18 protein-coding genes are annotated in these 17462 nt (G+C 68.7%); 11 read left to right on the top strand and 7 right to left on the bottom strand.

Annotation, left to right across the window (positions count from 1 at the left end; genetic code table 11):
* The first annotated feature begins 159 nt into the window (after positions 1–159).
* From AC0AIB_RS11670 to AC0AIB_RS11680, 3 genes are all read left to right on the top strand, one after another.
* Complete coding sequence (locus AC0AIB_RS11670; RefSeq protein WP_465096604.1) at positions 160–585, top strand: GFA family protein; 426 nt, start codon at positions 160–162, stop codon at positions 583–585.
* Positions 586–808: 223 nt separating this feature from the next.
* Positions 809–1165, top strand: a complete 357-nt coding sequence (locus tag AC0AIB_RS11675; RefSeq protein WP_465096605.1) for a hypothetical protein — start codon at positions 809–811, stop codon at positions 1163–1165.
* Positions 1166–1337: 172 nt separating this feature from the next.
* Positions 1338–2771 (top strand): helix-turn-helix domain-containing protein, encoded by a 1434-nt coding sequence (locus tag AC0AIB_RS11680; protein ID WP_465096606.1) that lies wholly within the window; start codon positions 1338–1340, stop codon positions 2769–2771.
* A gap of 8 nt (positions 2772–2779) precedes the next feature.
* Here the strand turns inward: AC0AIB_RS11680 and AC0AIB_RS11685 are convergent, their stop codons facing one another.
* A complete protein-coding gene (locus AC0AIB_RS11685) occupies positions 2780–3811 on the bottom strand; it encodes an NAD-dependent epimerase/dehydratase family protein (RefSeq protein WP_465096607.1) in 1032 nt (343 codons plus the stop codon).
* A 151-nt stretch (positions 3812–3962) separates the two neighbouring features.
* Between AC0AIB_RS11685 and AC0AIB_RS11690 the strand changes: the two genes are divergently transcribed.
* Positions 3963–4382, top strand: coding sequence for an NUDIX domain-containing protein (locus AC0AIB_RS11690; protein WP_465096608.1), 420 nt, complete (start codon positions 3963–3965; stop codon positions 4380–4382).
* A 234-nt stretch (positions 4383–4616) separates the two neighbouring features.
* Here AC0AIB_RS11690 and AC0AIB_RS11695 read toward each other — a convergent pair whose 3' ends face one another.
* Positions 4617–5255, bottom strand: a complete 639-nt coding sequence (locus tag AC0AIB_RS11695; protein WP_465096609.1) for an NUDIX hydrolase — start codon at positions 5253–5255, stop codon at positions 4617–4619.
* A 246-nt stretch (positions 5256–5501) separates the two neighbouring features.
* The gene (locus tag AC0AIB_RS11700) at positions 5502–6569 is read right to left on the bottom strand and encodes a hypothetical protein (RefSeq protein WP_465096610.1); all 1068 of its coding nucleotides are present in this window, start codon (positions 6567–6569) and stop codon (positions 5502–5504) included.
* A gap of 102 nt (positions 6570–6671) precedes the next feature.
* On the opposite strand from AC0AIB_RS11700, the gene AC0AIB_RS11705 reads away from it, so the two are divergent.
* A complete protein-coding gene (locus tag AC0AIB_RS11705) occupies positions 6672–8039 on the top strand; it encodes a hypothetical protein (protein ID WP_465096611.1) in 1368 nt (455 codons plus the stop codon).
* Positions 8040–8599: 560 nt separating this feature from the next.
* On the opposite strand, the gene AC0AIB_RS11710 is transcribed toward AC0AIB_RS11705, so the two are convergent.
* Together AC0AIB_RS11710 and AC0AIB_RS11715 are read right to left on the bottom strand one after the other, a co-directional pair.
* On the bottom strand, positions 8600–9004 hold the full coding sequence (locus tag AC0AIB_RS11710; protein ID WP_465096612.1) for a prepilin peptidase: 405 nt from the start codon (positions 9002–9004) through the stop codon (positions 8600–8602).
* A 75-nt stretch (positions 9005–9079) separates the two neighbouring features.
* Positions 9080–9262, bottom strand: a complete 183-nt coding sequence (locus tag AC0AIB_RS11715) for an HflX-like GTP-binding protein (protein WP_465096613.1) — start codon at positions 9260–9262, stop codon at positions 9080–9082.
* Positions 9263–9572: 310 nt separating this feature from the next.
* Here AC0AIB_RS11715 and AC0AIB_RS11720 point away from each other — a divergent pair, with 310 nt between their 5' ends.
* The 6 genes from AC0AIB_RS11720 to AC0AIB_RS11745 all read left to right on the top strand — a co-directional run bounded on the left by AC0AIB_RS11720 (position 9573) and on the right by AC0AIB_RS11745 (position 14401).
* Positions 9573–9911: a hypothetical protein gene (locus tag AC0AIB_RS11720; RefSeq protein ID WP_465096614.1), complete on the top strand. Its 339-nt coding sequence runs from the start codon at positions 9573–9575 to the stop codon at positions 9909–9911.
* Positions 9912–10547: 636 nt separating this feature from the next.
* Entirely contained in the window at positions 10548–10793 is a 246-nt protein-coding gene (locus AC0AIB_RS11725; RefSeq protein WP_465096615.1) for a flavin reductase, read from the top strand.
* Between the two features lie 160 nt (positions 10794–10953).
* Positions 10954–11454, top strand: coding sequence for a glycine-rich domain-containing protein (locus tag AC0AIB_RS11730; RefSeq protein WP_465096616.1), 501 nt, complete (start codon positions 10954–10956; stop codon positions 11452–11454).
* 15 nt (positions 11455–11469) lie between these two features.
* Positions 11470–12240 carry a phosphotransferase gene (locus AC0AIB_RS11735; RefSeq protein WP_465096667.1) on the top strand — a complete coding sequence of 257 codons (771 nt, stop codon included), beginning with the start codon at positions 11470–11472 and terminating at the stop codon, positions 12238–12240.
* Positions 12241–12473: 233 nt separating this feature from the next.
* Complete coding sequence (locus AC0AIB_RS11740; protein ID WP_465096617.1) at positions 12474–13862, top strand: helix-turn-helix domain-containing protein; 1389 nt, start codon at positions 12474–12476, stop codon at positions 13860–13862.
* Complete coding sequence (locus AC0AIB_RS11745) at positions 13862–14401, top strand: flavoprotein (RefSeq protein WP_465096618.1); 540 nt, start codon at positions 13862–13864, stop codon at positions 14399–14401. The genes AC0AIB_RS11740 and AC0AIB_RS11745 overlap by 1 nt, the downstream gene beginning before the upstream one ends.
* 32 nt (positions 14402–14433) lie before the next feature.
* Here AC0AIB_RS11745 and AC0AIB_RS11750 read toward each other — a convergent pair whose 3' ends face one another.
* Positions 14434–15186 carry a hypothetical protein gene (locus AC0AIB_RS11750; protein ID WP_465096619.1) on the bottom strand — a complete coding sequence of 251 codons (753 nt, stop codon included), beginning with the start codon at positions 15184–15186 and terminating at the stop codon, positions 14434–14436.
* A gap of 313 nt (positions 15187–15499) precedes the next feature.
* Positions 15500–17386 (bottom strand): BTAD domain-containing putative transcriptional regulator, encoded by a 1887-nt coding sequence (locus AC0AIB_RS11755; protein ID WP_465096620.1) that lies wholly within the window; start codon positions 17384–17386, stop codon positions 15500–15502.
* Between the last annotated feature and the right edge of the window lie 76 nt (positions 17387–17462).

The following is a 17462-nucleotide window of genomic DNA, read 5'->3' on the forward strand; positions in this document are numbered from 1 at the left end:
CTGGCTCAGCCCTCGGCGACCCTGAAGCCCAGCCACCAGCAACGGCCGCGAGCCGCTGTGCGGCTCGGACCTGCCGCACGCCGTCGAGGCATTCGGCAGATCGTCACCGGGGCGGCAAGGCGAAGAGTCCAACCGACTCACAACGCGAGGGAGTAACCAATGTCTGAGCCTGTTATCGACATCAAGATCCGCACCGGCGGCTGCCTGTGCGGCAAGATCCGGTTCACCGTGAGCGGCGAGCCCGACTACCCCCACGTCTGCAGCTGCCCGCACTGCCAGAAACGGGCCGGCGGGCCGATCCAGTCGTGGGTCAGCTTCCCGCAGGAAGGGCTGAACTGGACCGGCGAAGCCGGCGAGCCGACGTGGTTCGACACGTTTCCAGGCGAGACCACGCGAGGCTTCTGCGCCGCCTGCGGCAGCTCGGTAGCGGCGTTCGACTACGGCGACACGCTCATCGGCATCAACCTCACCGCCCTCGACGACCAGGACGACCCTTGCCTCGTCCCGGTCAACCAGTCCTTCCGCGGCGACGCGGTCACCTGGCTGCCTCAGGTCCCCGACACCCAGCACAGCATCATCAGCTGAAAGCCTGGCGCCGGGATGCCTGACAGCAGGAGGCCCGAAGCCTGGAGTTCTGCCAGGGGCCCCCGGCGCATGTCCACGACTACCATGCTGTCGCCCGAACATCGATGCCGAGGAGGACTGACGCTCCGACACGCCACGCCCACCATTGGAACACTCGTTCGATGAGGTTAGGCTGGCCGCTGCCCGAGCCACCAGAACGAAGGCGGTGATCCTCTTGCCTATCGTGGGCGCCCTTATCGTCGAGAGCCTGGCCCTGAACGCCACGATCGACGTGCCGTTGACGTTGCGGCGTATCCACCGCCTCCCCGCCTGGAGCGCCGCCGGCGACCAGCCGGCCCAGTGGACACTGATCGACTTCACGGGCCCCGACGACGCTGGCGACGAACTCGCCCGTCAGCTCGCCGCCGCGCTGTCCCCGGGGCGCTGGTACGCCGACTACGCCACCGACAGCACCAGCTGGGTCGTGTTCGCCGGCCGTGTCTTCACCTATCCCCGAGGCGACGACATCGGGCGGCGGGAAGCGGTCACCTACGCCCGCGATGTCGGCGTGCCCGAGGCGCAACTCGACTGGCCCCGCTGACCGGAGTTGGCCAGCGCCGGTCGCTCTGCGGGAGGCGTGCCGGATGTGGTCGGGGGCGTCGGAAGCCGTTGTGGGGGAGGACCGTCGCTGTTGGCATCGGCTACTGTCAGCGTGCCGTGAGGGATGCGTAGCGAGCGGTGACAGCCCCTCTGGCGGTGGGAGGGAGGTCCTCGTGGATCCGCAGCAGCTCAGTGACGTGAAGCGGGCGCTGGGTCGACGGCTCGGCAGGTGGCGTCGGACGCGTGGGCTGACTCAGGACGATGTCGCGCGGCGGGTGCACAGCACCCGGAGCACGGTCGCCAACGTCGAGAGCGGCCGGCAGGTGGTGGACCGCGTCTTCTGGGCGCAGTGCGAGTCGCTGCTCCATGCCGACGGTGAGTTGATCAGCGGTTATGACGAGTACCGGTCCCTTGAGGTTTGGCACCAGCAGGAGAAGGCCGAGGCGGCCCGTCATGCCCGCTGGGGAGCGGTCCTGGATCGCCGGGTGATCGCCGAGGCAGCGCAGCATCACGACACGTCGTTCCTGCCCCGGGGCGATACCGCGACGGCGGAGGCGGCGTTTGTGGGGGCTGCGGACGGGGCGTACGTTGGGGTGCAGCAGGCGATCAGGGTCGCCGCGCGGGAGACCAGCGAACACGCGATGAACGCGGGGGCGAGGGCCGTGTCAGACCTCACCGTCGAGCAGCTACGCGACGACGCGATCCGAATGGCCCAGAGTTACGGGCAGTTGACGCCGACCGTGGCGATCACCGAGACCTTGCGGGTGCGGGCACTCGCCGTCGAGGCTCTGGGGCGCACCCACCGTCCCGGTCAGCAGCACGAGTTGTACCTGATCACCGCGCAGGCGGCGGCGTTGCTGGCCAGCGCGAGCGCGGATCTGGGTCTGTGGACGTCGGCGATGCAGTACGCCCGTGCGGCCGACACCTACGGCGAGATCATCGGCCACCCCGGTGTGCGTGCCTACGCGCGGGGGATGCAGGCCACCATCGCGTACTGGACCGGCCGCCACGAGGAAGCCGTGCGGTACGCGATGGCAGCGGTGGACACCGCCCCGTCCGGCATCGCTCAGGTGCGTGCCCAGTGCGTGTTGGCTCGGGCCTGGGCGCATCGGGGCGCCGTCGACCAGGTCCGCGAGGCGCTCTCCGCAGCCGACGACGCCCGCGCCGTCGATGGTGACGACGTCCTGCACGACGCCATCGGCGGGGAGTTCGGCTTCACCGCGTCCCAGCAGGCGCGCTGCGCGAGCACCGCCTGGCTGCAGGTCGACAACCTGGACGAGGCCACGAAGGCAGCGACCGTCGCGCTGCGGTTGGCCGCGACGCAGGACGCCACCCCGTGGTCGACCATCGAGGGCGAGGCCCGAGTTGACCTGGCCACCTGCCACCTTGCCGGCGGACGGCTCGACGCCGCGCAGGAGACGCTGGCGCCGCTGTGGTCGATACCGCCCGAGTGGCGGCGCACCGGTCTGCTCGGACGCTTGGGCAGGGTGCATGAGGTGCTGTCGGCGCTGCGGTGGCGTCAGGTGCCCGAGGCGCGTCAGCTCGCCGAGCTGGCGAGTTCCTTTGCCACGGCCCGGCCCGTTCCTCCCGCGCTGCCGTCGCTATGACCTTCGGGTCAGCCGCGCTGGTGCCAGGCCTGCAGTAGCTCGCGTTCCCGCTCGGCCGGGATGCCGTGGTCGGCGGCCCGGCCTGCTTCGCCCTCGCCGGTGATGGCGCTACCGCCTGCGGTCATCCACGACCAGGTTTCGTTGACGGTGTCTCGCAGGGGCCTGCAGGCTAGTCCTGCTTTGGCGGCGCGGGAACTGTCGACGGCCCACACGCCGGGGTGGGTGCGCCACAGCGGCAGCTCCGTCCACTGCTGCACACCCTGCTGGATCAGCCAGTCGGGGTCGGTCCACACCGGCCGGGTGCCGGCGTCCGTCACGGCGATGCAGGCGTCGACAAGCTCGGAGAACGTCGCGTGGCCGACCGGTGCGGTGACGTTGAACGAGCCGTACTCCCGTCCTGCCGCGCGGGCCAACGCGAACGCGGCGGCGTCGCGTACGTCGACCGGTTGGATGGGCCGCTCCGCAGGTCCCGGCGCCAGCAGTTGACCGCCCCGGGCGGCGCGTGCCAGCCACCAGGTCAGCCGACCTACATACTCGCGAGGTCCGAGGATCACCCCGGGCCGCAGCAGCACGGCTCGTTGTTGCCCGACGGCGTGGGCGACAGCGTTCTCGCAGCCTGCCTTCAGCGCCCCGTACTGGCCGGCGTAGCCGAGGTCGGCGCCGAAGGTCGCGTCGGCGTCCGGCGGGCAGTCGAAGACCGGTGAGTCGTCGTCCAAGGGCTCGTTCGGCCAGCCGGTGTACACGTTGACCGAGGACACGAACACGTAGCGGCCGACGACCGGCGCGAGGGCGTTCGCGGCGGCGAGGACCTGGTTGGGGACGTAGCCGATGGTGTCGATGACGGCGTCCCACGGGCCGTGTTCGGCCAGCCGTGCCAGGTCCTCGGGTCGTTCCCGGTCGCCGTGGACGGCCTGGACGCCGGGCAGGTCGGCGGCGGAGACGCCACGGTTGAACGTCGTCACCGACCATCCCGAGGCCAACGCGAGTTCACCGAGAGTGCGCCCGAGGAACCAGGTTCCACCGAGTATGAGCAGCCGCATGCCCGCCATCATCGCCTATGGTCAAGCGACCGGCACACCCAGCGCGTCTCGCGGAGGAGACCCCACTCGTAACCCCACAGAGCGCGTTGTCGTCGAGACAAGGCCGGTGCGGAACGGGTACGCAAACGTTCAGCGGGGAGGTGAGTTCGCAGTGACGAAGCGGCGGCGAGCGGCGGCGGTGATCGTACGCGATGGTCGGGTGTTGATGGTGCGGGAGCGCGGGCGTGGTCCTTCCGGTCGTCACGACGGCCAGGAGTACTGGACGCTGCCCGGTGGTGGCATCGGCGTCGGCGAGACAGCCGAGGACGCAGTCCGTCGCGAGGTTGTCGAGGAAGTCGGTCTTCGGCCCGTGGCTGTGCGGTATCTGCTCGGCGTGCCGTACCCGTCGGGTCTGACCTCCTGCTTCGCGGTGCAGGTAGCCGACGGCGAACCGGGACTCGGCGATGACCACCTGCCGTGTGACTGCCCGGCCATGGTCGGCGTGGACTGGGTACCGCTGCCCCAGCTTCAGACCGAGACGCCAGGGCTGCCCATCCCGACGATGATCGTCGTCTGGGAGCCGTCGACGTAGGCAGGGGTGACCACACGTGCGCCCAGCGGCGAAGCCGCCCGGCTCTGGCAAGCCTGGTCACCGTCGCGTTCTGTTCGCGCTCGAGTGGAAGCCGGACCGCAGATCGCTCTTCGAACGAGTGGATGAACGACATCGGGGCCAACATCGAAACAGCAACGCCAAGATCTGGCCATGGTCCGGCGGGCAACGGCACGCGCCTGATCGGCGAGAATCTGCCGGGCCGGATCAGCCACCTCACGCTGGCGTGGTCACCGCCCGTGCGATGCGGTGTCCGACAAGCCGCTGCGCCGTGGAGAGCGGGTACCACGCGGCACTCCGGACCTCCGACTCTTGGATACGCCCTACCTCCGCCCGCGCTGTCACGAACGAGTAGCCGAAGTCGAGATGGAAGTGTTCCGGCTCGTCCTTCGCGGCCCGTGCCGGAACCTTCCCGTACTCGACGTAGACCGGGACCTCCGACGCAGGGAAGAGCCCCCTGGGGTCAACCCCGGTCTCTTCCACCAGCTCACGCAAGGCGGCGCTGATCAGCGTGGAATCAGTCGCCTCAAGATGCCCTCCAGGCTGCAAGGGGATTCCGTAGGCAAGGTGATCGACAAGCAGCACATCCGTGCCGCAGACGAGGAGCGCACCGACAGTTACGTGCATCGAGAAGTTTCGCCGCGAGGCGAAACCCGCCCCTTCAGCCAGCAGCCGCAGCGGCTCGGACAGCGACACGGCATCGTCGGGATAGCGCACGAGATAGGCCGACAGCGCACTCGAGATGTCCGAATCACTGATCGCCACGAGTCGACCCCCCAGCCTGAGAGCCCGGATGCGCAGGATCGCCTGCCATAACAGGGGCGGCGTGACCTGACACGACAGCTCCAGTCGCATGGCGTACGAGGGAGGATCTCGCACTCTACAAGCGAGCCTGGGTGGCGGGCGCGTGCCACGCCGCGACACAGCAGCATCCGCGTGTGCCGGATCCTGGTGGTCGACGTTCCGTTTCGCCTACGGTCCTGCCGTGACCCCGCTTCGTCCAACCCGCCGAAATCGGGAGGGCTCAACACAGTTCAGGTTCTTTCAAGGACCTGCAGTCGAACAGCGACCTCATGGGTGGGGCGACCTGGAGCCGGGAAGTCAGAACATCACCGCCAGACCAAAGAACCGGTCCTCACCAGTTAGAGGCCCGAGACGTTGCCGGTCGCTGTCGCATGCTGTGCTGATGAGGTCAGGCAGTCGGGTGTCCTGCACCCACGCGCATTGCGGGCCGGTCAGCTCGGCCGGCCGACTGGACAACGTCTCCCAGAACTCGTCGTCGAGCGGGATCTCCACCACTCGCTCCGGCGAGTAGAGGACCTCGGCCGCGCGGTTGTCGGCTATCGCATCGCGTAGCAGGTCCACGGCCCGCGACCACCAAGGGTTGGGGAACCAGGCCGCGGCGTAGATGATCCCCGAGAGGCCCGCGTACCAGAGGGCGCGCCGAGCCCCGATGAGATCGGTGACCTTGATGTGTGTCGCCACCTTGCGCATGACATCTTCGGCGTACTCGTCCCACGTCGCGCCGAGAACGTCACCGGCGGTGACCGCCGAGCCTCCCACGGTCAGCTCCCGGTCCGGGTCCTGCAATAGCTCGACCAACGCCGCGATGTGCTCGGGCACCGAGCGCCGGTCGTAGGCAATCTCGGCCCCTGGCTCGGTAACCGAGTCTGGTAGGACGTCGTCGAGCATGTCTCGGACATCCAGGGCGGTACTGATGTTCAGCCTCATCATGATGTCGTCGGGGATACCGAAACCCTGCTCGCGGCCGTCGAGGAACACGTCGATTCGAACACTCTCGTCGGGGTCGACGTCGGCCATCATCTCCCAGTTGGCGTTCAGCAACTGGTAGTGGTCGCGCCGGGTGCGGCGCTCCGCAGCCTGCACATCAGGATCGTCCGGGTCCCTGCCCAGCAGTTCCAGGCGTTGGACGCGTTCGACTCCGCCGTGGACGCCTTCCAGCGCGGTGTTGCGCCAGCAGAGCACGGTCAGCCCCACCGCCACAGCGTCCAACAGTTGGTCACGGTCGCGCAGGTCGAGGCCGTAGTCTCCGGCCCACGCCAGCCACTGGTCGTCGCTGAGCCAGCCGTCCGGCGCGGCGAGTTTCGGTCTGCGGGTGTGCTGCGCGGCACGCCGACGACGTTCCGCTTGCTGCCTTCGACTAGCCATCCTCGTCTCCTGTCGTCGACCGGGCGCCACACCGGCCGGTCATCGCGCTGACGGTACGCGGCGACTACGATATTCCTGGGCAGCACGCGGTTGCCTGTCTCCGTGCCGGCCGACGCCCACACCGTCGCGGCAATCGCGGACAAGGGCCTCCGGCTCGCGCGCTGCTCACACCCGTCTTTTCGTCGGTGCGGGGTGTGGGGCCGCCCGAAGGGGTCGAAGACGATGGTCAAGGACAGCGCTCGAAAGAAGGCCGCCAGGGCATACGCTGAGGCGACGGGGGTGTCCCACGCGGCCGCTGCGCGACTAACCGCCCGCCGCCACGGCGGCTTCAGCGCCGCCGCCGTGCACACCGAACTGATGCAAGCCCTGCACGAGGCGGGTTGGCCCGTGGAGTACGAAACCTTCGCGGAGAACGCAGAGTACCGCGGCTACGCTGGCCCGGCCCGGTTCTTGGTTGGTCGCGCCTCCCAGGTCGCGGAATTCGGCGGCGAAGCCCCGGACCCGGACGACGACACGCGGCTCGATGTGTCCCAACCGCCGACGGTGGAGATGGCCGCCCCGCTGACCCCGACCGGCTTCGAAGCACACGCCCAGATCAGCGGTGACCGTCCCGCCCACGAGTTGATCGCGGAACTGAACCGCATGCTGGCCGCCGGACGTGCACGCGCGGTGGCGAAGGCCGCCAACCAGGCACAATGCGCCGTGTGTGGGGACGCCTACCCGGGCGCACACTTACTCCCCGCCGCTGGCGACGATGAGCTAACGCTGTGCCCGGTCTGCGCATTCGATGGTGACGTGCACGTCACTGCCGGGCACGTCACCGCCTACCTGACCTACCAGATCGACCAGTTGGCCGCGACCGACCTCGCGATGCCGGCTGGCTGGGCCGGGCCAGTGGCGCTGCTGGCGTGTACGGCACCAACCGGGTTCGACGACCAGCTGACAAGACTGTGGAAGCAGGCGGGCACGGTTCTTCTGCCCGCGGACTACTGGTCGCAGCCGGAACAGCTCTGGGTATGGCTGCCGCCCGGTGCCCGGCCCGCTCCATTGGTCAGGTTCGGGCCCGGCGCCCGACTCGGAGCCCTCGTCGCAGCACTGGACGAACAGTGCCCCGACCTTCGCCAGCGTGCCCGTTCTGCCGAGACCGAGAACTGGCGCGACGCGGGGTGGAGTGACGACGAACCTCCTCCCGGGCTGTTCCTCGACCAGTTGTGGCCGGCCGCTGTCGCATACGCGGTCTCGCTGCAGACCCAGGCTGCCGAACGCCGCGAGCATCGACCACCACTGCAGCACCTTGCCGGCTCGTTCGACTCCCTGCTCGACCACCTTGCGCTCATGGAAAGCACGCTCGACTTCGATGACATCGAGTCGACCCTCAGCGTCAGCATCGAGACCATCATCGACGTGTTGTGGCCACACCCGGCACAGACGTCGCCGCCCGAGGGCGGAAGGCACTCGGCGATGAGGTGACCCTGGGGCGGCGCCAGAATCCCACATGACAGGGCAGGGCATTCACAGAAGACGCTATGGCACCGGCCGGCGCGCGTAACTGTGCAGCGCGAGGGTTGAAACTCGCTGGTCGATGGCGGCCAGGCCCGCCATCGACCAGCGAGCGCCGTCCTTGACGGGTCAGGTCGGACCAGCGGCGGCCAGGCAGACGACGTTCAGCGCGGCCTACCTCGTTGAGGACTGGGACAACTGCACCAACCACGCGTGCGTCCCGTCGTGCTCCCCCTACTCGGTTGAATCCCACGCGACGCGGAAGCGAATGTCAACGACGTACCCGGATGGGGGCCATGCCTCCGGTAGGGCGGAGCGGGATGCTCAACTGATTCCGAGATCGGCCTCTGACCTACCGGTCACGCCGAGCGGCAGTTCCCCGCTCCGGGTCCTGGACCGTGCTCTGGCCCGCTACGGCCATCCATGCCAGAGACCACAGCCTTCCTCGTCGGGGGCGCCCATGCGGGCGCCCCCGACGACTTTGTCCCGCATGATCCAAGGAAGGTCGGCCAGTAGGCACCAGGATGTGGCTATCCGGTCGCGAGGACCGCGAGCACCGCTCCGCCTACCAGGTACGGCCCGAACACGGGGTGGCTGCGCCCGCGTGCGGCGACGCCAATCGCGACGGCGTGGGGCTCGGCGAGGAGATAGGGCAGTACCGCTCCGAAGAGCACCGCGGTCCACGTGGTAGTCCCGAGGGCCAGGCCGAGCATTCCGGCGAGTCGGACGTCGCCCATCCCCATTCCGCCGCCGAGCAGCGCGAGTAGCAGGTAGATCCCCGCGAGCAGTCCGCCGGCCGTGAAGGCGTTGACGAGCATCCAGGGCTGGCGAGAAACGGTGGCAGCGACACCGACCACTCCGACCAGGGCGGCGGTAGCGAGCACGATCGGGGTGGGTAGCCGTCGTACTGCCACGTCCACGCACGCCAGCAGCACCGCGACGGACGGTCCGGGCCGCTGACGCCAGTGGCCGATGACCTTCAGCAGCGCGAGAACGGCATGAGCGGATGTTCAGGTAAGGTCGTCACCGCTGACCACCGGGCAACCGAAGAGATCGCTGAGAACTGTCCGCTGATGCTCGGTCAACGGGTTGACAAAGACGGCCATGGCGGCCGCGGCTGACCGGCAGGCGTCGGCGACCTCGTGGGCCTTGCCCGAGCTGAGCAGGGTTCGCCGAGAGAACGGCAACGCCATCCTGCTCGCGCCGCCGCGTGAGATACCCCGCCTCTGGACCTGCCGGCCAACCACTCGTCCACCACGTGCTTCCACTGAAGCCGCCAGAAGGTCAAGTTTCGTGTCAACCTGCCTGTCCTTGGCAGAGAACAAGCCGACTAGCACCACGTCGGTGCCCGCCAGACGGATGCTTGGGTGCCCAGTTCGCCTTCCTGTCACTACGCAAGGTTACAAAGCCCCGCCACCTCGCAGGCGGTTGCCGCACCCGGTCGGCGGCAGACGCGGGCTGCCTGCGACGTTACCGTTGACCTGCCGGGCGGAGGATGTGGTGATGGAGTCGAACTTTCCGTCCCGAGCTGCGATGGAAGCAGCGACGGCCGACCTGCTCCATCTGGGCTTCCTGGAGATCCGATTCCTCACTGCGCCGCTACCCGAGTCGCACCCGGCAAACGCTCTGGTCCGACGTAGTGAGCGCGCCAACTTGATCGCCGACATCTGCCACCAGCTTCCCGGGCTCCTTGCGCCACAGCGACGCGATCAGCTCGCCGACGGGCTGCGATCCCTATGGGTCACGGCGGGCACGACCAAGCGCCAGTGGCTGCGATCCCGCTGGGACCACCTGAACTATGACCACCGCTGGCTGACCGAAGCCGGGACCACCGAAGGCTGACGAAGGGTCGACGCGGGCTCTCTCGGATGGCTCCTGACACCCCAAATCGTCTGCACGCTCATCGGCAGATCGGACGCCGCCGGTCGACCAACATGACTGACTGTAGTCGATCCTGAAGAGCAAGCTCGGCCGTGAGCTGCAGCCGCGTTCGCAGATGTCGGTAGCTGCCGTGTACTCGGTGGCGGCCCTGGCTCTGCACTCGAAGCCGTACGCCGACAACAGCGGCGGTACTTGTCCTACCTGATGCGCCGGGGCCGTGTCGAAGGTGCGTGTCGAGGGTGTTCGACACGTGTCGACCAGCTTCTACTTATTTCCGGCACTCGAGGGTTCGGCGGTTTGGCCGGGCGCCAGCGACGGTGGGTGTCAGTGGCGTCAGGAGGCATCCCGGACGCGGCAGCACCCGTAGAGGTGAGGCCGCAGCGGGCGCGTCCAGACCGCATCGAGATCCGGGGACGGGTGCCGGTGAAGAAGGGAAGCGGTGGTCATGGGCTTGGATCACACGTCTGCTAGGGAAGAGATCATCCGGCACCGTGGGATGTTCGTCGGTCCAGAGGGGGTTGACGGGGCTGGCAGGACAATCGTTGTCGATCATGCCCTCGAGGTGTTGGGCGGTCGTACCGCCCTGAGGTTGCGCTGATGGTCAGGCCGCCGATTCCCCACGTCGCTATGCGTCCGCTCTGGCGGTGCCGCAACTGTGGTGCCGAGTGGCCCTGCCAGCCGGCACGGCTGGCACTGCTGACGGAGTACCGGCACGACCGGACCGCGCTGCTGCTGTTCCTCGGGGTGCTGATGACCGAGGCGAGCGGTCAGCTTCACCAGCTCCACCCGGACCGGCCGCCCAATCTGACGGAGCGGTTCATGTCCTGGGCCAGGGCCCGCTGATGAGGGCTATGCCAAGGGTGAGAGGTCCCCCGGCCTCGACCCTGCCGCGAGTCACCTGCGCTTCATGACCGCTTCACCGCAGAACAGGCATGCGGACCCCCAGCTCCGTACGCGGCGTCGACCAGCGCCGCTGACCGCACCAGGTGTAAGGAGAGAAGTCGTGACTGTCACCGCACACGAACCGACCACGACCGCGACCACGGCCGCCCTCGACCCTCGGAACCTTGTCACGCCCGAGGTGTTCGGGAAGCTGGTCGACTACTTCGCTGCCGACCGGCACGTCACCCGCGCGTACGCCGAGCGGGCCGTGGAGCAGTTCCTGGTCTTCCTCAAGGCGCACGCCGACACCGTGGGCAACGAGGATTTCGGGATGTTGCTGCCTGACGGGTCGATCGGCCGTGTCGTGCCGACCCTCCCGGTCGACGCCGTGTGGCATTGCGTGTTGCAGCACACCGTGCCCTACGCCGCGGCCTGCGAGCAGGTCGCCGGGAGCTTCGTCCACCACATCCCCATCCTGACCGAGGGGATGATGGACGGCACCGCCGTCACGTTCACGCTCGCGGCGCTGCACGCCACCGGGTACCGGGTCGACATGGAGTTCTGGCACGGTGAAGCCGAGTCGTGCTGCCCGCCCGGGGAACCGGACTTCACCGGCAAGTAACAACGAGAGGTGATCATGCGCAGCGACTGGGCCGCCCTACCCGAGCATGTGGGAACAGCGGTCGGCGAACGAGTCGGCGGCATCGTCGGCGTGTACCCGGCTCCGCGTGGTGACCACGCGGAGATCGCGTCGACCGTCATCGGTTCCACCGGCACCGTCTTCGTCAAGGCCGCCTCTTCGGGGCCGGGCGTCCGGTCACTGCGCTACGAGGTGGCGGCAACCAGAGCCATCGACAGGTTTCCACCTACGGTTCTGTGGGACTTCGAGTCCGACGGCTGGTTGGTGGTGGGGGCCGAGCACCTGGACGGCCCCCACCCCGACCTGTCACCCGGGAGCCCGGACCTCGACACGCTCGCCGCGACCCTCGAAGGGCTTCAGGCGACCGTCGCGCCGGACGTGCGGCTGTTCGGCCCAGCGGGGCGGCTCAGCTTCGCCCACCCGGCGATGGAAGGCGATGCGCTCGTGCACTCCGACCTCAACCCGGCCAACCTGATACTGACATCGCAGGGACTGCGGATCGTCGATTGGGCGTACGCGACCAAGGCGGCACCGTGGGTCGAGCTGGCGTTGCTCACTCAGTGGCTGATCGGCAACGGCCACACCCCGGCCCAGGCGGAAGACTGGCTGAGCCAGTTCCCCGCCTGGGCCGGGACCGACCCCGAGGTTCTGGACGACTTCGCAGCGAGGAACGCCTCGAAGTGGGCCAACAAGTCACGGCAGAGCGCGGAGGGCTGGGTGCGTGACCTCGCATGCTGGACCTACGAATGGGCGGCCCACCGGGCCTAAAGTATCGGCCACGCAAACGGAAGGGACACCCCCTGTCAGGGTCATTGCATTCTGGGTAACTGCTGGTCAGGGTGGCGATGAGTTCGGGTGAGCGGCGGTTGGCGCAACCCTGTCTGTCAGGGTGTCGAACACCCTCGACACGAAGTCTCGACAGTCGCTCCCACCGTTACCGGCTACTGTCAGGTTGCCGTGAGGGGTACGTGCCGAACGGTGATCGACGCCCCCGATGATGGGTGGAGGGCATCTTCGTGGATCCGCAGCAGATCAGTGACGCGAAGCGAGCGCTGGGGCGGAGGCTCGCCGGCTGGCGCAAGACTCATGGACTGACTCAGGATGATGTGGCGCGTCGGGTGCACAGCACCCGAAGCACGGTCGCCAACGTCGAGAACGGCCGGCAGGTGGTGGACCGCGTCTTCTGGGCGCAGTGCGAGTCGCTCCTGCAGGCCGGGGGCGAGTTGCTCACCGGCTATGACGAGTACCGGTCCCTTGAGGTTCGGCATCAACAGGAGAAGGCCGAGGCGGCCCGTCACGCCCGCTGGGGAGCAGTCCTGGATCGCCGGGTGATCGCCGAGGCGGCACAGCATCGGCAGCCACCAGTCGCTGACGCGGAGGCCGGCCGTCGCGAAGACGACAACTCTGCCGCCGCCCGCCTACTGGCTCACCTTCGCCACCGTCTACTCGCACCCCACCGACCGGACCAGGCGATCGACCCCACCAGGTTGCCGGAGGTCCGTCAACGGGTCGCGCATATCCACAACCTGTATCAGCGGGGCAACTACGCCGAGACGATCCGGGAGCTACCCGACACGATCGAGCAGGCGGACCTCATGATCCGCGCCTGCACCGGCACCCACCGCAACCGGGCTGCCGCGGTCCTGGCCGGGGCGAATCTCGCCGCTTCCAAAGTCGCCGTCAAACTCGGCGATCCCAGCCTCGCGTGGATAGCTGCCGACCGAGCCGCCCGTGTCGCCGCCGACCACACCGAGGACGCCGCCCTCGTCGCCGCAGCGGCGTTCTCGGTGGGAACCGCACTGCTGGCCATGCCACACCGCACCGACAGTGCCGAGGCAGTGGTACTGGCAGCCCTTGACCACCTCAAAGAGACCGCAGTTCCACGCGGGCCGCGGGCTCTGTCGGCCCAGGGAGCGCTGGTCCTGCTCGCGGCACTGGTCGCCGCCCGCCAGGCCCAGCCCGCTGCAGCCGAGCGGCACCTCGACGACGCGCATGCCCTGGCCGAACAGGTCGGCGCTGACCGCAACGACCTCTGGACCGGCTTCGGACCGACGAACGTCATGATCCACCGCATCAACATCGCCACCCGAACGGACCGACCACAGCTAGCCATCCATCTCGGCGAACACCTCGACACCTCGTCGCTGCCGAAGGCCCTGATGAGCCGCCGGGCCCAAGTCCACCTCGACCTCGCAGCGGCTCACGCCAGTTCGTCCGGCAACGATCCCGCAGCAGTGCTGCACCTCCTCGAAGCCGAACGCATCGCACCCCAGACCGTGCACGTGCACGCCAGGACACGCCGCTTGATCGGCGGTCTGCTCGCCCGTGAGCGACGCTCCGCCACCCCCGGCCTGCGAGCACTCGCCGAACGAGCCGAGATCGCCGCCTGATGCCCGAGCCTGTGAACACCCGGCTGCTCTACCTGGTGGTCTGTGCCGCTCCACCAGCCCGACACATCGCCGAACTGGTAGAGGCGGCACAGCGCGACGGCTGGGACGTGTACATCATCGCGACCGAAACCGCCTACACCTGGCTTCCCACAGAACAGTTGGCCGCACTGACAGGGCATCCCGTCAGCTACCGGCAGCGGCACCCCGACGAACCCCGCAGCCTGCCACCTGCCGACGCCATCGCCGTCGTCCCGGCAACCTTCAACACCATCAACAAATGGGCCACCGGCATCAACGACAGCATGGCCCTCGGCATCCTCAACGAAGCACTCGGCACGGGGCTTCCGATAGTGGCCTCCCCCTTCGTCAAGACCAGCCTGGCCCGCCATCCCGCGTTCAACGCCCACCTACGACTACTCGCCGACCACGGCGTACGGCTCACACCTCTCCAAGCCCTGAGCCCTTGCGAGGACGGCGAGACCTTCTGCTGGCACGTCATCACAAAAGAACTTCACATTCTGCCCACCTCGAACCGGTAGCATGCTCCCCCTGGCAGGATCGAAGGGCTTGATCAGTCGGTCTGGTCCGTTCCGTCGTCCCGGTTGGCCAGTTCGATGAGAAGTCGTTCGTACTCGGCCTGGCTGCCGATAGCCGGCCGGTGTTCAGGACGACAGACGTAGTGTCGGATCGCGGTGGCGAGGAACCGGGCGTCGACGTTGTCTGTGCGCAGTGCGTTGCGGCTCCACGGGATGCCACGGCGCTTCACGAGCAGCGGTTCCGCGAAGGCCATGCGAAGCCGCGAGGGACGATCGGTGCCTGGTCGGAGCTGAGCTGCGGGGATTGCCTCCCACGGTACGGTGAGCGAGCCGAGCGGCCAGCTCTGCCGTATGCCGTAGGGCCGTAGTTGCACCTCGTTGTCCCGCCACACATCGATCAGTAGCAACGTAACCGCTACGAGCCAGGCGAGAGCAAGGACCACGTCGAGCGTCGACACGAAGTCCGCCCTCGTGGAGCGGACCAACGCGCCGAGGCTCGCCGAGTTGGGCCAGAGGACGCCCAGCGCAAGGAACACCTTCCATGCCGGCGGTGGCGTCGCGAAGGCCGGCACATCCGGAAGCACCACGAAAGAGGCCGGCCGGATCCCCATGGCGATCACCGACAAGAGCAGAACCGCCAAGGTGATCAGGACGAGCGGGAAGAACAGGATCTGTCCCAGGGAGGGCGTGAGTCCGATGGTGGCAGCGTTCACGACTGCCACCAGCAGGCCGAGCAGGAGAACGACGTGCCGATGGCGCACCGTGGCAGCGCACAGCTCACTGATCATGCCCGTGACGATACGAGCCAGCGGTAGCGGGACAAGGTGGGCCGATCGGCTCTCACCGGCAGACGCGATCGGTGATTGATCGACTGACCGTCGATCTCACGGCGCTGGGCGGCTCAGGCTACTCGGCGTCGGCCTTGCGATTGCGTCGACGGCGGCGTTCGCAGGCTGATCCGGGTGACAAGGAGCGTAACCGGCCCGGAGAGGCCCGCGAACTCCCGTGGCACGGCAGGCCAGTTCAGCCCTGCTGGCGCAGCCCGTCGACGGTCCGTCGTTTCGCGGGACGAAGAGGCGCCTGACCGGCGGGCCGGCGGATCTATCGCCGCGCGGCAGGGTGGGGTGGGGTGATACCAGCGTCGGTGAGTCTCTGTTGGTAGCGGGTGAGGAGCACGTCGGCGTCGTGGGGTCTGCCGAGTGTGGCCAGGGTGTCGGCGGCTTGGTGGTGGAGGTGTTCGTTGTAGGGGTCGAGGCGGAGGGCGTTCTGGAGGTGGTGGAGGCGGGTGTGGGGGTCGGGTGCGCTGGTGGCGAGGGTGGTGTGGGCGTCGATGACGTGGCGGCGGGTCTTCTCACGGATGGGGTCGAGCCAGGGCCAGGTGTGGTTGGCGGCGATGTCGCCGGTGTAGAGGTCGATGACTGCTTGGTGGGCGTGGGCGTGGTTAGCGACGGTGGTGGTGGCGTGGTCGATGGCGGCGTTGAGGTGCCAGAGGTCGACGTCGATGTGGTGGTGGAGGAGGTGGTATCGGTCGTCGGTGTGGGCGATGGGGTGGGGGTGTCCGGTGGTGGTGATGTCTTTGCGGAGGTCGCTGAGGGTGGTGTAGAGGCGCCGCGCGACGGTGCGTCCGGCGAGACCAGGCCAGATCGTGGTGGCGAGGTCATGGGTGGTGGCGCCGTCGGGGTGGACGGCGAGGGCGACGAGGATCTGCAGGGCCGCAGTGCGGCGGATCGTGACGGGTTTGCCGGCTGCCCACAGGGTGGGGCTGCCGAGGACGCGCAGGGTGAACAGCTTCGGTGCGGGGGACGCCTCGGGCGGTGGGGTGGGCGCTGGTGGTCGTTGCCGGGGTACGGCCACCGCCGGTGGTGTGGCCGGGGTGGGGGTGAGGACGGCGAGGAGGTCGCGGGCGGCGGTGGCGGTGAGTACACACAGCCGGGTACGGCCGCCGCCGATGCCACGCTCGGCGTGTCCGTCCGGCGTGATGTTCCAGGTAGGGCCGTGAATCCAGGTGCCGATGACAACACCGGGAGTGTGGGTCAGGGCGGCGGAGAGGCGGGTGGCGGTGTCGGGGTCGGTGGGTGCGTGGGTGAGCAGTATCGGGTGTGCCGCGCCTGGGTGAGGCGGGTGGGTGATGGTGGTGATGGCGTCGGCGGGGGTGTCGGTGACGGTCAGGCCTGGCAGGTGGTGCAGGGGCAGGGTGTGGGGTCCGAGGAGAGTGTGCAGGTCGGTGCGGCTGGTCACGATCGTGGCGGGTTGTGTGGGGTCGCGGAGGGTTCGGAGCAGGGTGGTGAGGAGGATGCCGCGGGCGGCGTCGGTGGCCGCCGGTCCGGTCAGGCCGATGCCCCCGGTGGGGATTCTCAGCGGGGTGGCGGGGGTGGGTGGGGTGTCGGTAAGGGCGGCTTGGACGGCGGTGACGGTGGGTGGCAGGGCGGTCAGGTCGCTGTCGTCGCGGGGTTGTCCGGGGAGTGGGGGCCGGTAGAGGCGGCGGCGGCGGAGCCAGACCAGGGTGCCGGCGGCGGCGATCTGGTGTGCGGTGTCGGCGGGGATCCATCCCCCGGGCACGTCCACCCCGGCGTCGGCTGTCTGCCGGAGGTGTTCGCCGGTGCTGGTGGGTGTGGGGGCCGGTGGGGTGTCGGTCGTGGCGGTGGTGGTGGGTGCCCACAGGGCGGCGGCGCCGGCCATGCCGGTCGCGGTGGCCTGCATCGGGGTGGGCAGCGGCAGGCGTCGTAGCCGCCGGATCGTCGCCGCCGCCCGTGTCACGGTGGTACGGAGGGTGAGCCCGGCGATGAGGAGCCACAGCATCCAGGCCAGAAGCACCAGGCCGGCGATGAGGGTGTCCTCGGTGAGGGGGTCGCTGAGCCACTGGCGGAGGTGTTCCTGGGTGGGGCGGGTGGGCAGGGACCAGCCGGCGGTGTAGGTGAGCACGATCGGTGGACCGGCCAGGACGGCGGCGACCGCGGTGGCGGAGGCGATCTGGCGGGGCCACCTCACCGTGCCCGTCCACCATGATCGTGTCGATCCGGCAGCGGATGCCGGTGGCGGGGCCGACCCGTGGTGGGGTGGTGGC

It is taken from the genome of Micromonospora sp. DSM 43699, from assembly GCF_055517075.1.